Origin of the sequence: Liberiplasma polymorphum (genome assembly GCF_043951795.1) — a bacterium.
Classification (GTDB): domain Bacteria; phylum Bacillota_I; class Bacilli_A; order Izemoplasmatales; family Izemoplasmataceae; genus Liberiplasma; species Liberiplasma polymorphum.
This window is the reverse complement of sequence record NZ_JBIOAG010000027.1, coordinates 14283-28290: the sequence shown is the minus strand read 5'-3', so window position 1 is coordinate 28290 and position 14008 is coordinate 14283. Positions and strand designations below refer to the sequence as shown.

The 14008-nt window shown below is 32.3% G+C and carries 13 protein-coding genes and 1 riboswitch; all 13 genes read right to left on the bottom strand.

Annotation, left to right across the window (positions count from 1 at the left end; genetic code table 11):
• Positions 1-469: 469 nt before the first annotated feature.
• Positions 470-889 carry a hypothetical protein gene (locus ACHAJD_RS07125; protein WP_435585170.1) on the bottom strand — a complete coding sequence of 140 codons (420 nt, stop codon included), beginning with the start codon at positions 887-889 and terminating at the stop codon, positions 470-472.
• On the bottom strand, positions 882-1412 hold the full coding sequence (locus tag ACHAJD_RS07120; RefSeq protein ID WP_435585169.1) for an STM3941 family protein: 531 nt from the start codon (positions 1410-1412) through the stop codon (positions 882-884). Before ACHAJD_RS07120 ends, ACHAJD_RS07125 begins: the two co-directional genes overlap by 8 nt.
• 181 nt (positions 1413-1593) lie before the next feature.
• The gene (locus ACHAJD_RS07115; protein WP_435585168.1) at positions 1594-2856 is read right to left on the bottom strand and encodes an ATP-binding protein; all 1263 of its coding nucleotides are present in this window, start codon (positions 2854-2856) and stop codon (positions 1594-1596) included.
• A 306-nt stretch (positions 2857-3162) separates the two neighbouring features.
• Positions 3163-4533, bottom strand: coding sequence for a 23S rRNA (uracil(1939)-C(5))-methyltransferase RlmD (gene rlmD, locus ACHAJD_RS07110; RefSeq protein ID WP_435585167.1), 1371 nt, complete (start codon positions 4531-4533; stop codon positions 3163-3165).
• A 19-nt stretch (positions 4534-4552) separates the two neighbouring features.
• Positions 4553-5134: a hypothetical protein gene (locus ACHAJD_RS07105; protein WP_435585166.1), complete on the bottom strand. Its 582-nt coding sequence runs from the start codon at positions 5132-5134 to the stop codon at positions 4553-4555.
• A gap of 15 nt (positions 5135-5149) precedes the next feature.
• Positions 5150-6265 carry an endonuclease/exonuclease/phosphatase family protein gene (locus tag ACHAJD_RS07100; protein WP_435585165.1) on the bottom strand — a complete coding sequence of 372 codons (1116 nt, stop codon included), beginning with the start codon at positions 6263-6265 and terminating at the stop codon, positions 5150-5152.
• Positions 6266-6348: 83 nt separating this feature from the next.
• Positions 6349-7533, bottom strand: coding sequence for a cation:proton antiporter (locus tag ACHAJD_RS07095; protein ID WP_435585164.1), 1185 nt, complete (start codon positions 7531-7533; stop codon positions 6349-6351).
• A 41-nt stretch (positions 7534-7574) separates the two neighbouring features.
• Positions 7575-7633: riboswitch (Fluoride riboswitch) on the bottom strand.
• Between the two features lie 32 nt (positions 7634-7665).
• Positions 7666-8457 (bottom strand): heliorhodopsin HeR, encoded by a 792-nt coding sequence (gene heR, locus ACHAJD_RS07090; RefSeq protein ID WP_435585163.1) that lies wholly within the window; start codon positions 8455-8457, stop codon positions 7666-7668.
• Positions 8458-8544: 87 nt separating this feature from the next.
• A complete protein-coding gene (locus tag ACHAJD_RS07085; protein WP_435585162.1) occupies positions 8545-9357 on the bottom strand; it encodes an alpha/beta fold hydrolase in 813 nt (270 codons plus the stop codon).
• Between the two features lie 90 nt (positions 9358-9447).
• Positions 9448-10584, bottom strand: coding sequence for a serine hydrolase domain-containing protein (locus ACHAJD_RS07080; RefSeq protein WP_435585161.1), 1137 nt, complete (start codon positions 10582-10584; stop codon positions 9448-9450).
• Positions 10585-10743: 159 nt separating this feature from the next.
• Positions 10744-12090, bottom strand: coding sequence for a 23S rRNA (uracil(1939)-C(5))-methyltransferase RlmD (gene rlmD / locus ACHAJD_RS07075; RefSeq protein WP_435585160.1), 1347 nt, complete (start codon positions 12088-12090; stop codon positions 10744-10746).
• 18 nt (positions 12091-12108) lie between these two features.
• Positions 12109-13299 (bottom strand): L-serine ammonia-lyase, encoded by a 1191-nt coding sequence (locus tag ACHAJD_RS07070; RefSeq protein WP_435585159.1) that lies wholly within the window; start codon positions 13297-13299, stop codon positions 12109-12111.
• Positions 13300-13402: 103 nt separating this feature from the next.
• Complete coding sequence (locus ACHAJD_RS07065) at positions 13403-13786, bottom strand: hypothetical protein (protein WP_435585158.1); 384 nt, start codon at positions 13784-13786, stop codon at positions 13403-13405.
• Positions 13787-14008 lie beyond the last annotated feature (222 nt).

Below are 14008 nucleotides of genomic sequence, written 5' to 3'. Positions count from 1 at the left end.
ATCAATCACTTCAAGTCATTGAGATAATATCTTATGTAAGAACATTAGGCGCAAAGTAAAAAAAGCAGCATTTAACCTCATTTGAGAGGTTAAATGCTGCTGATATTATAATATTAATGGCTTTGTTATGACGTTTTTAAAGAAAGCAATGTGACACTTTCAACGTGCGTTGAGTGCACCATATTGCTTGAAAATAGGGTCTTGTGTGTACTCTAGAAACATAAAAACAGTCATTTTATGTTTATACAGACAAGCAGTGAAAAAAACAAAGAAACATATTGTTTTTGAAAAATTAAGTCAGAGGCTTTTCCAAATGTCTAAATAAACTCTTCACCCATTAGTTGTTTGACATGAGTTTGTCAGCTAGATCTTTCATATCTTTGTAGGTAATGAATCTATTATCAGTCAATATTTTTCATATTCCAAATCATTGAGAATGTCTTATGAAGATGATACATGCCATCCACAGTTATTCTTCAACAATAACTCTCCACTTTTTGTTTCTTTGAAATATCTCAACAATTAAATCTTCAAAGTCGTTACTTTTAAACTTTTCTGGAAAATAGTTAAATGAGAATCTTATCTTGTGCTTCTCATCATCATAGGCAATCAAATCTTGTGTAATCTTCGATTGCTCATTAAACTGTATTTTATATAGATTATAATTATCGAAACCATATGCTTTATCACATAGCTCACAATGGGCTAAAACAACGATTCTTTTATTTAGTCTAATAATATCTGGAGAAAGTATGCCTCTCGTACGCTTACCATAATAATAAATCTTAAAATAATCATTTCCACAAGAGCATCTTAAAGTACCTCTAATTGCATTCTTTTCTCTTTCGTCAATATCGACAAGATGATCGAATATAGTTAATTCATTCATTGTATGGTACCTGATTCTTTTCAAAATGATAATTAATGATTTCCATCACCTTTTGAAAATCCTTTTTAAAATACAAAGTTGAAATTATCACATGCCCGTAGTTAAACCTTCTAAATTTAAAGAAAGGTTTCTTTTGTAGATAGACGTCTGGATTCATCAAGTAAACATGAATGAGGTATGTTTTATCCATGTACGGTTGAACTGAGATTTTCTCAATGTCAGTCCACTTAATCATACCTAGTGAATGATACCGCATTTGTTCATGAATACCATTTTCATTTACGATTAACACAGGTTTATGATTGAAGATGCTTCTAAAATAATAAATAAATGCAAACAATAGTATCGGCATAATCAAATAAGCGATAACTACTAAAAAGAATGGAATCTCCGAAGTTAACCATACAGGTCTACCATAGTACAAGTATAAATAGAACCCGAATAATGCCATTGCAAAAACCAACAATAGTGTTGCTTTTATACTAACCGATTTTTTTCTATTAATGATAATTGATTTTTCCATAAAGTCTCCTATTTAATACTTTTTCAATCTTTATTCCAACTTATCGTGTCCACTTTATCGACATAAATTCATCGAACTTTATTACCTATATCTTTCCTATCTAAAATAACACTTATTGTTGCCATTTGTCACATTAAACACCTCATAAACAATACTGATTCATTGCTATGTTTTCATTGTTTTAATACTTTAGACATCCGATTGGAACTACATAAACGCCATCTTCTCGCTGATAACCGAATTCTGTGCCTGTTATTACCATTAAAAACATCGGTCCACTACCTGTTTTAACATCAACTTTATCAACGAGTTCAATCAAATGATTAGCTGCTTCATCAATATCATATGATCCGAGTTTTACTTCGACAGCTGCCCATCTCCCATCATTGAGATGAATGATGGCGTCCGCTTCAAGACCTGATTTATCTCTATAATGCGAGACATATCCACCTAAATAATCCGTATATACTCTTAAGTCTCTAATAACTAGAGATTCAAACAATAAACCCATTGTTTCTATATCTCTTAACAAGTCATCTGGTGTTGCACCTAATAATGATGCTGCAAAAGCCGGATCAATGAAGTGTCTTGTATTCGAGGTCCTTATTGTTGTTTTACTTCTAAGTTTAGGACTCCATGCTGGTAAGTCTTCAATAATATATAACTCTCTTAATACTTTCAAATAATCACTTAATGTGTTTCTATGTATGGAATAATGGTTTGATTCAACATCACTTACAATCTTAGCATCAGTTGCTTGAGTAGCTGTATGTCTAGCAAGTGATTTAAGTACAGCTAATGTTTTAGCTTCATCTCTTTCAACACCATCTATTGTTTTTATTTCCGTCTTAACAATTGTTTGGATATAGCCTGCAACTTGCTTCATCGCAACTTTTATGTCCTTATCGATACTGTTTGGCCATCCTCCACGAACAATCAATCTGGATATATCATTGATAGACAAATTTGATCTTGCCATGTTAAAAGACTTCGAATCAAATAAATCCGATAAACTAACAGTTCCATTTGAATCTGTAGATTCATACAAAGACATTGTTCTCATCAAAATCCGTGAAATTCTACCAACACCTGAATGACTGATTTTTGATTCATCCACTTTGGATGATCCGGTAAGTATATATAAACCCTCTTTTTGCTTTTCATCAACATCATGTCGAATAGCATCCCAGAGTTCTGGTGCAAGTTGCCATTCATCAATCAACCTAGGATTTTCACCTTGTAATAAAATAAGAGGATTAATTTTAGCAGTTTTTAGATAGTTAGATTTTTGTGATGGGTCTTGCATATTCAATATGCTTTTTACATACTGTTTAGCTGTAGTTGTTTTTCCACACCATTTAGGACCGTTAATCAACACCGCACCGAATGCGCTAAGTTCATCTTGCAATACTTTGTCCATAATCCTTTTATAATATTTCTCCATTGTATCACCCAATATAAGTATATCATCATTGCTTCATAACATCAATCTTATTGTGCAATACGTCTTATTTTTATTGTGCAATATGTCTTTATATCATTGTGCAATATGTCAAACTATTGAACTGATACCAATCGTTGTGGAAACATATCACACAACCGACGGCACAGCTAAGATGTTATATCGGGTTGTAGTGATATAATTTTTTAGAAAACTGATGTTTCCACATTACACAAAAAGTAAAAAAAGAAGCATTTAACCTCATTTGAGAGGTTAAATGCTGCTATTACTATAATATGAATGGCTTTGTTAAGTGGTTTTTAACGAAAGCAACGTGACACTTTCAACGTGAGAGGTTTGTGGGAACATATCAAACGGCATTACTGATACCACATTATACTTTTTACTTAACTGTTTAATATCTTTAGCAAGTGTACTTGGATTACAAGAAACATAAACGAGTTTTTTAATAGGTTTTCTAAGCAACAAATCAATGAGTTGGTCATTTAACCCTGTACGCGGTGGATCAAATACAGCTACATCAAAATTAATGCCTTCACTATAAATCTTTTTAAGGGCAGTAAATGCATCGCCTTGTACAAATTCAACATTTTTTGATTGGTTTATTTTTTTATTATTATTAGCACTTCTAATCGAAGCTTCACTCATGTCAATGCCATAAACAGTTTCAAAAGCGTTTGCAAAATAAAGCGCCATTGAGCCACTTCCCGTATAAATATCTACAAGTTTTTTATCTATTTTATGATCGAATAGTGATTTAACATAGTTATACATTTTTTCTGCTTCTTCAGGGTTTAATTGGAAAAAAGCTTTTGGATTTAATGCATAACGTGTATTTCCAATACCTTCAGTAATTGTTTCTTTACCAGCAAGTAGTTCAATTGTTTCACCAAATATTTCATGATTTTTTGCGTCATGATTTTTAGAAATGGCAACACTAACAACATCAGGAATCTCCAAAATATCTTTCGCAAGTTTTTGAAGTGCATGATTATAAATGGTTACAATAAGTGTCACTTGAATTTCTCCATTAAGTGAACTTACACGTGTAACAATATAACGTAACATCCCTCGCATCTCTTTTGGATCGAAGGCAAAAATTTCATACTTATCGCATAGTTCTAATACTGCTTGATTGACTTCGTTAATTCTTTGATCTTGCACGGGACATTCTAATACATCAACTAAATCATTTGAGCCTTTTTTGTAAAGTCCTGTCACTAACCCTTCGCTTGTATTTCTTACCGGCATTTGTGCTTTATGACGGTAGTGTCTTGATTTAATCATTGGTCCATAGGATAAAAATTTAACCTTAGCTAAATCGATATTCGTATAGCGCTCAAATGCTTGTTTTAATAAATCTTCTTTTAAACGAAGTTGTTCTTCATATTGAATATGCTGAAGTTGACAGCCTCCACAAGTATCATAATGCTTACAAAATGCTCGTGCACGGTAAAATGCTTTCTTCTTAATGCGAATAACATCACCAACTGCATAGCCTTGGTGTAATGAAGTAATTTTTACAACAACTTCTTCGGGTGGGAACACTCCATCAACAAACACTGCTTGTCGCTTATAATAGCCGATTCCCTCTCCATTAATACCTATTTTTTTAATCGTTATAAGAACTTCTTGATTCTTTTGTAAATTGGTTTCCATAACACACCTCTAATTCTTTCTACAATTTTTTTATTTTAAAGTATATTTTTGAATTCATTAACCTTACATACTGTTTTTTATCTAACCTAGTGTCATGACTCGTAAAGAAAAACAAAGAAAAAGCTTCCCATAAAAGTACCCAACCTCCAATAAAGAAACCTTCCATTAGAATAGAGAACAAAACATTAAGTTCAATCACATTTGGTAATGAATAGGCAAATAATAAGAATATAGCACTAATAATAATATAGGTAAATATTTTACGGTAGTTTCTATGAAGCAATAATTCTATAAAATGACGTTTCATTTTAAAATTGTTAACAATGCCTTGTACACTTAGCACTTCTTTTGATTCATCTATCATAGCTTCAGGTAAGAAAAACCATAGTTCTATTCGGTTTTTAAAGGGGATTTCATATGAGGCACTTAGTAAATAATCCATTAACTCTGGTTCTAACTCTTTTTGTTTTAATATAGAGGCATCCCAGCCGTTAAAAAGTTCTTCATAATCATCTAAAGATACCTCAATGATATAAGCTTTTGATTCTGGGTTAATGCGGTAAACATTTTGAAGTTCATAACGTTTTTTCTTTTTAAACATATTATCCCTTCTTTTTTAAGGTAATAAACGAACTGTTAACATAACTGGGTTATGATCGCTATATTCAAATCCATGATCTACCGTATAAACTAGTTCAATAAGAATATTATCAGAAACAATAAAGCCATCTATAATGTAATACTGTGTATTTGGGTCATTAGGATCATTCGGTGTGGTTGGATTGTACGGTCTATGTAATAAGCGACAAGTTGGTAAGGTTTCATCAATCGCAAATGTAAACCCACTTGGTAACCAAGTCTCCTCAATCGGATAAGCTACGTACAAATCCTCTTCTGAAGGATAATTATCCACAACAGATGGAAATGTTTGGTTAAAGTCTCCACCAATGATGACATAATTGCCTTTTTCATACTCTATTTCCATAAATGTTTTTAAATGCGCCATTTCTTGTGCTCTTAACGAACCATCCCCATCATATGCAGACATATGTAGGTTAACAATAACAAGTTCTTTCTCTGTTCCTTCTATTGGAATGTAGGTAATAAGCATCGCGCGTTTTAAATTGACAATACGCACAGGCCAGGCGAAACTACCTGGAAATTGTTGGCGTTCTGCATGTGTTATTTCTTTATTAGATAACGTTAATAAACCACTTTCTACAGGTCCAATATATTCCGTTAAAGAAATGGGAAACGGCACAAACACAGCCTTAAAGTTATAGGCAAAGACTGATGAAAATGCATTGTCTAAGTGGTCATTTATAACTTCGACTTGATTCATATTATAACTTCTTCTAGCTTTCAAATCGACTTCTTGTATAAGATAAAAATCAGCAGTGTATTCAGTTAACAAGTTCAAGATTCCATCCATATAACCTTCAACGACTTCAAGTGACTCAGTTCTAGACTTTTCCCCGCCATCAAGAATAAAATCTTCATTTTTCCCCAATCCTGCATAGCCAATGTTAAATGTCATTAACGTTAATGCTTCACCAATTATAACCTGAGAGCTTACAGGGTTTTCAATATCTATTATTTCAATATCGTCTGGACGATATTCTATAATCGTTAAAAACGCTAAGGTTAATGATAAGAACAATACGAATACGAAGAGTACTTTAAAAACGATTTTAAATAACACTCTAATAAACAATGATCGCTTTTTACCCACAATGATCGCTCCCTTATATTAAGTACTTTAAGTGTACCATAAACGTATGTAACAAACAATATGTAACCGACTTAGAATAGCGGTTAAACAGTCTCTTTTAATAATGGTTTTGATAATGTATCAATACCAATTGCACCAATTGGTGCTGAAATGATTATTGATAATACAGCTAATGCTAAAATTATTTCACCATTAGCCACACCTAAAGCTAGTGGAATTCCCCCTATTGCGGCTTGAACGGTTGCTTTTGGCAAAAATGATACAACCAAAAACAATCGCTCTTTTAGTGAGAAGTCGCTCATTAATGTAGCAATCAAAACGCCTAAAGAACGCATAAAAAGTCCCGCTAAAATAATAAAAATACCTATCAATCCTGTATTAAAGGCTACTTGGATATTGACTGCAGCTCCTACTAAAACAAATAAGGTTAACTCAACAAATACCCATACTTTATTAAACTTAACCGCAAGACGTTCTGCCAACACTATTTTACGTTCTACAATCACAATACCCATTGTCATTACGCCTAGTAAAGAAGCGATTAAAATATAATCTTCTATAAGTTCTGCAAAACTCATCATCATAATACCTATAGAAATGAGTAAAAGTACTTTTTTAGTATCTCTAATATGAAATTTGTTAAATAACCATATTAAGCCAAATCCAACAATTAATCCGACAATAATTCCTAACCCTATAGAGATAGGAATCCATAAGATTTGTGTGAACACATTAACTTGGGTGGCTAAGTACATACTTAAAAATGTCGAAAAAATCGTAATTGCGATGACATCATCAATACTTACACTAGCTAATACTAGGACTGGAATATTCTTTTGCATACCAATTTTTTCTTTAATTAATTTAAGCATACTAGGTACAACAATTGCAGGTGATACTGCTGCAATGATAAATCCTAATAACCCTGCTTCAATAAATCTAAAGTCTAGCAATAACACAGCGAGTAAAACAATGGTAAACCCCTCTATTAAGACCGGGATGATACTTAATGATACCGACTGTTTTCCAACTGCTTGTAATGATTTTCTATCAATGCCTAATCCTGCTCTTATTAAGATGACGATTAAAGCAATCTTTCTAAGATCAAGTGAAATAAGTAAGATTGAATCATCTAATAAGTTTAATCCATAAGGTCCAATTATAACCCCAGCAATTAACATCCCAATCGCGCCTGGCAACTTTATTTTTTTAAATACAATATAGCCACTCATTCCAAATATAATAATATACGCTAAACTAAGCATCATAAACATCATCCTTTCAATAAAAAAACCTACCCATGCAAAAAGCATCGGTAGGTGTCATCAGCAATCGCGGTTATCGGCGAACACCATCGCCATCATAACTATTATAGCAGTAGTTTCGTTATATGCAATCTTTTATGGTTGCATTGCACCAAATAATACCAACCAAGCTAAAAATGACTTAGCCACTAAACTCAGTACAATATAAACACGCTCACCATAAATATAATTTTTCCATTTCCCTATTTTTAAATATTGTAAAACCATATTTATTGGGAATGTATTGAATGCGACAAAATAAGTACCGACAATCGCCCATACAAACCAAGGCACTAAACTTAAATCACTTATACCACCCATATAAATAAATATTGCAATCCAAGGCGCTAAGCCAGCAATTGAACCCCAAATAAATGGTCCCCAATTAACTTTTTCTTTATCTTTACCTGCATTAAGTAATTCCATATCTAATCCAAATAAGTTCATGCTTGCATTCACAATAAAAATAAGAAGTAAAGTCGCAATATCATATACACCAAATAACGTAGCGATTAAAACAATCATAATCGATGAGCTAAGCGCATACTCAAACCATCTAAATCTATTAACGCCGTTATCTAAATCACGGTTATAGATGGCGTTAGTTCTTTTCGGTATTGAAATAATTGCGTGTGCTGCAGCTGATAGTAATAAAAATAATGCTACAAATACTGCAAATGGTAATTGAAATAACTCACGTTGATTAGAAAATAAACTTTGTGTTACTGGATCAAAATCCAGAAAATACTGAATGATTGTTGGTTGAAATTGAGCGATATTCTCAATGACTGCTGGAATTAAGAATAACATCAAAATTCCTTGTACTAGGTGAAATCCACCCATAATCAAATTAAACTTGCGTAAACTTTTATGTGTAACTTCTTTCATATAGAGTCCTCCCTTAATTAATCTTTAATCCCATTATATACCTACTATTATAAAGTAAGTAGTAAAATGCTATGAATTTAATAAAACTTAATAATTTTTAATAATAAATCCTAAAAGTAATGAGTTGAGTACATCTGGTTTTTCAAAAATTGTTACATGTGCGCAATTTGGAATAAGCGCATATTCGGCATGCTTAACTTCTTTTTGGATGATATCAGAAAATTTTCTTGGTTTAAGAATATCGTTTTCTCCACAAACAATTAAAACAGGACACTCTATATTTTTAAGTTCTTTGGTTAAATTTAAATCATTTAAAAATGTATCATACAAGGCAATTTGCCCATCAAAATAAGAAGGACCGATATCATTCATACTTTTAGCACGTTCTTTTAGCATGGTCTTATTTTCTTTTATAAAATCTGAGTGATAGATGGAAGGCATCATGGACCAAAAGAATTTTTCACCATCTTTTTTTAGTGCTAAATCACGCCAACTAAGTACAAAATAAGTTAACACTTCATTTAGTTCGCTTACTGAGTTAATAACGGATAAACTCTTTACATACTTTTTATGGGAAACAGCTAAATAAAGACCTACTTCACCACCATAAGAGGTTCCAATGAAATGAGCATTTTTTATATCAAGAGCCTCTAATAAACCAATTACATCCAGCGCATGTTGTTTAAATGAATAAACACCTTTTGGTTTATCTGATTTAAGTTGACCTCTAAAATCATGTAGTAAAATTCTCATTCCTAATTTTTCTAAGGCTTTAACTTGAAATGCCCAACTATTCGTAGTGGCCATAACCCCGTTTAAAAATACAATTGTTTCTTTAGCGTTTTCATTTCCTTTTATCTCATAAAATAGATTTACATCATTGACTTTTATTGTTGGCATAACTTCACTCCTTCTTTAACCACAACTTCATTATAAAAAAGAAAGAGACATTTTTCTATCTCTTTCCAACATTACGACTAAATAAATACATTAAACACTTAGTTTATCAAGTTGAATTAACAATTTTGGCAATACTTGAAAAGGTAAAGCAGTATATCTAACTTGGCCTACTGTCCCGCAAAGCATAAGATCTAACTTTGGTGAGTAAAACAAAAAGGCAGAACCAACACCGGTATGACCATAAACAGTTGGCATGCGTTTAAATTTAGAAAATAATAAAGGCATCGTAAATTTCATCATTCCCATACTATATGCAATTGGCCAAGCAGGCGCGACGGGGCTAAAACTTAAACCAAATGTATTAAAATCATTCATCATTAAATCAAGTGTCGATTGATTTTTAAACACTTTTAACTTGATTAATCCTCTCATAAAGACAAATAAATCGTTTTTAGTACTATAGTAATCGCCAAATGAACGAAGGGCTAAAGGGCGATTTAGCGAATCTTCCATTACCCATAGTTTTGCGACATCTATATATGGATTCTTTAATTCATCACTAGGTAAAAATGTATCTTTCATACCCAGTGGTGAAAATATATATTGATGAAGCGCATTGTCACATTCAGTTCCAGTTACTTTTTCAATAATAGCTCTTAAAAGTTGAAAATTTGTATCTGAATAGCGTGCTTTAATTTTTTTGTCTTCAAAAGACTGAACATTAAAATAAGCACCCTGTGCTTTTTTAACAATAGAAAGCATTTCCGGTATATTAAAAACTGTATCTCCATCATTTATTACACGATCAAAAATAGTTTTTTTATTGATATCTTTAATCTCGATATAATCTAAGATTCCAGATGTGTGTGATAAGAGATGCTTGATAGAAATCGCTTTATGATTAGATTTCCCTTGGTAAACATGAATCCCCTCAATTAAGTCATCTTCTAGATATTTAGTAATTAAATCGTTAATATTTAATTGCTTTAACTCATGTAGTTTTAATATGGTTGTTGCTATAAAGAGTTTTGTGACACTTGCAATCATAAAAGGCGTTTGTTGATTAACTGGTGTCCCATCTTCATCTTTAACACCATAATTATAATCAAATTTAAAGTCCCCCTCTAAACTTTGTGCTGATATTAACATATGCTTAATCAGCTTATTTTTTTCATACTTCTTGAATGTATTCAATATTATTGTTTCGCGACTCTCATGTCTTTGCATGTTTAATCCTCCTTAACTATATACTTATATTCTTTTATTTATACACGTTCATTCTCATTCATTATTTTACTTTTTTATTTCATTATATTCAAGGCGTCATTTTGTAATATTATCAATCGAACTAATCATTAAAAAAACAAGACTAAAAGTACATCTTGTTTATTTAAATTCTAACATGGTGACACTTTCAATATGAGATGTCTGTGGAAACATGTCAAATGGTGTAACTTCCTTAACTTGATAACGATTAGCTTGTAGGAAGTTTAAATCGCGGGCTAAAGTAGAAACATTACAAGAAATATAAACCACCCGTGGTATTTTCATTTTAATGATAGCTTCTAAAAACTTACGCTCACAGCCTTTTCTAGGTGGATCGATAAATAATACATCAATTTTTTTATCTGTAAGCGTTGGAAGAATATCTTCTGCAGCACCTACCATATATTTAGCATTTTTAATGTTATTATTTTTGGCATTTTGTTGGGCATTTTTGATGGCATCTTTAATTGTATCCATCCCAATAACTTCTTTAACATATTTAGCTGCCGTCAATCCAATGGTTCCTATTCCGCAGTAAGCATCCACAATCGTGTCGGTTGATTTAAGTTTTGCGTATTCAATCGCTTTTTCGTATAAAAGCGCTGTTTGTTGGGGATTAATTTGATAAAACGATTTATGTGAAATCTCAAACTTGAGTCCGAGTAATTCGTCCTCTAGTAAATCTTTCCCATAAAGTACTTTACTTTTATCTCCTAATAAGACATTAGTTTGCTCTGAGTTAATATTTTGCATGATTGAAATGACCATAGGATATTTACTATTAATGGCTCTTAATATTTCATCCTTTTGAGGGAATTTTGCTGAAGTTGTGATGAATGTCATAGAATATTCATCTTTTGTGAAACTATGTCTAAACATAACTGCACGTAAAAATCCTTCATGAATAAGTTCATCATAAATTGGTATTTCAAACTCAGTAAATAAAGCTTTTAGGAACCTTACCATATCAGAGACAATTTTTGGAAACACATGACATCTTTTAATATTTACAATATCATGTGAACGTTGTTTGTATAATCCTGCAACGATTTTTCCGTTTTTAACTGCAAAAGGAATGATCGCTTTATTACGGTAATAATAAGGATTACTCATACCTACAGTATCGTGGACAGTTGTTTCAATATGTCCTAATTTTTTTAAAGTTTCAGCTGTACGATACTTTTTAAAATCTAATTGTGTTTGATAATTCATATGCATGGTATTACATCCACCACATACTTGATAATGTTCACATATTGGTAACTTTCTAAAAGGTGATTCTTGGCGAATATCAACAAGTCGACCAAAACCAAAGTTTTTATTCATTTTAATCACTTTGATTAGTGCTTTTTCACCCTTTAATGCATCTTTAACGAATATTGGATACCCATCAACCTTACATACTCCCATTGCATCATGTGTTAAATCGGTAAATTCAACTTCATAGTATGCATTTTTATCAACCATATGTTCACCTTCTTTTGTCTAATTAAATTTATATTTTTTAGCAAGTCCACCACAACTAGTTTCACGGTAATTCGGTGGCATATCTTTGCCTGTTTCAAACATGGTCTCAACCACAGTATCGAAATCTATTTTACGTGAATCACTTAAAAAATAAGCAAGCCCACATGCATCAATAGCACGAAGTGCTGCAACAGCATTTCTTTCGATACAAGGGATTTGAACATACCCTAAAACAGGATCACAAGTTAGTCCTAAATGATGTTCTAATGCAATTTCAGCTGCATACTCTATTTGGTCAAGCTTGAGCTTGAATAAGTCTGCATGTGCAGCTGCAGCCATGCTACATGCACTTCCTACTTCTGCTTGACACCCTGCCTCAGCACCGCTAATTGAGGCATTGTGTTTGATTACATTTCCGATAATACCCGCAGTAGCAAGTGCTCTTAGTACTGCTTTATCTTTAAACTTATGTCGGATTTGCATATATTTTAAAACCGCAGGTACTGTTCCGCTTGCCCCACAAGTAGGTGCAGTAACAACTGTACCACCACTCGCGTTTGTTTCATTCACTGCAAACGCAAACGCTGCAACCATGCGATTTTCATATATTTCTGATGGTTCATTTTTCATGGGATTAACATATAGATGTCGGGCTTTTCTTTCTACTTTAAGATCTCCCGGTAATGTACCGACCTGAGAAAGCCCATTTTCAATTGATGCTTTCATTGCTTCCCAAATTTCCGCTAAAAAAGTATAAATATCTTGGTCTTCAAAACGCTCAACATATTCATACAAGCGAATGTTTTCATTTTCACAGTATGTTTTTATTTCTTTAAAACTTTGATGCGGATAAACATGAGGCGATTCTTCATAGATGTCGCCTTCAAATCGAATAGTTCCACCACCAATACTGTAAACACGTGATCGTGCAACTTCAGTTTGACCATTATATCCAATTATATCCATTGTATTAGGATGTTCTTCAATAAACTCACTGCTAAATATCACATCGACATTTTCTAAGGTTTCTTTGATGACTTTATCGGTCAAATGCCCTTTCCCGGTTAAGCTTAAAGAACCATATAAAATCACGCGATAGTGATCGGCTTCGTAACGCGCTTTAAACAACTTGCACGCTTTTTCCGGACCCATGGTATGTGAGCTAGAAGGGCCACGTCCGATTTTGTATAATTCACGAATCGATTTCATAATGCCTCCAAAAAAAATAAGTATACTTCATTATACCATAAAAACGATTTTACAACTAAACGCCAGGTGAGTTATAAAAAAAGAAACCAAATTAATTGGTTTCTTATTCTACTGCGATTCTTACAGTGTCCCCATCTGCACTTTCGATATTAATTAGTTCTCCTAATTCACCTTGATCAATCATATTAAATACTTCTTCAAAATCAATATCAAATTCATTAAGTTTAGTATTAAAATTCATTTTCTTTCCGCCTTTTAAGATAAGTCTTGCGAAATTAACAGGTACTTGAATATTTACGATATCCCCATCAGAACTATTTACTTGAATTTTGATTGATTTTTTGCTAGATTGACCTAACTTAGCAGGTGATGCCGCTTCCTTTTCTGCTTCTTTTAATGCTTCTAATCGTTTTTGTGCTTCTTCTAATGTAATTTCTTTTTTGTCTAGTAAATCTAAAATATCTAGTTTCTCACGCTTGTTGTTCATTGTAATTTCTCCTTTATATTTTATATTTTTTATTTACAATAAGATGGTTTGTGTGTAACTTCTTGTTCTTGTTTTTTAAGTGTTACTTCTAGTGTGTTTTTATATCCTATATGATTAACAATCATTTGATATACATTTTCCATCAGTAATCGCTCCTTTTATTATTTTTAATTAACGATTAATCATTAAAGTAAGACATTTAGCAGTATAAGTATTTCTTTT

Bases quoted from the DNA above. Each gene is read 5' to 3' on its own strand.
- ACHAJD_RS07125 (WP_435585170.1), bottom strand. From the start codon at position 889: ATGAATGAATTAACTATATTCGATCATCTTGTCGATATTGACGAAAGA.
- ACHAJD_RS07120 (WP_435585169.1), bottom strand. From the start codon at position 1,412: ATGGAAAAATCAATTATCATTAATAGAAAAAAATCGGTTAGTATAAAA.
- ACHAJD_RS07115 (WP_435585168.1), bottom strand. From the start codon at position 2,856: ATGGAGAAATATTATAAAAGGATTATGGACAAAGTATTGCAAGATGAA.
- rlmD (WP_435585167.1), bottom strand. From the start codon at position 4,533: ATGGAAACCAATTTACAAAAGAATCAAGAAGTTCTTATAACGATTAAA.
- ACHAJD_RS07105 (WP_435585166.1), bottom strand. From the start codon at position 5,134: ATGTTTAAAAAGAAAAAACGTTATGAACTTCAAAATGTTTACCGCATT.
- ACHAJD_RS07095 (WP_435585164.1), bottom strand. From the start codon at position 7,533: ATGATGCTTAGTTTAGCGTATATTATTATATTTGGAATGAGTGGCTAT.
- heR (WP_435585163.1), bottom strand. From the start codon at position 8,457: ATGAAAGAAGTTACACATAAAAGTTTACGCAAGTTTAATTTGATTATG.
- ACHAJD_RS07085 (WP_435585162.1), bottom strand. From the start codon at position 9,357: ATGCCAACAATAAAAGTCAATGATGTAAATCTATTTTATGAGATAAAA.
- ACHAJD_RS07080 (WP_435585161.1), bottom strand. From the start codon at position 10,584: ATGCAAAGACATGAGAGTCGCGAAACAATAATATTGAATACATTCAAG.
- rlmD (WP_435585160.1), bottom strand. From the start codon at position 12,090: ATGGTTGATAAAAATGCATACTATGAAGTTGAATTTACCGATTTAACA.
- ACHAJD_RS07070 (WP_435585159.1), bottom strand. From the start codon at position 13,299: ATGAAATCGATTCGTGAATTATACAAAATCGGACGTGGCCCTTCTAGC.
- ACHAJD_RS07065 (WP_435585158.1), bottom strand. From the start codon at position 13,786: ATGAACAACAAGCGTGAGAAACTAGATATTTTAGATTTACTAGACAAA.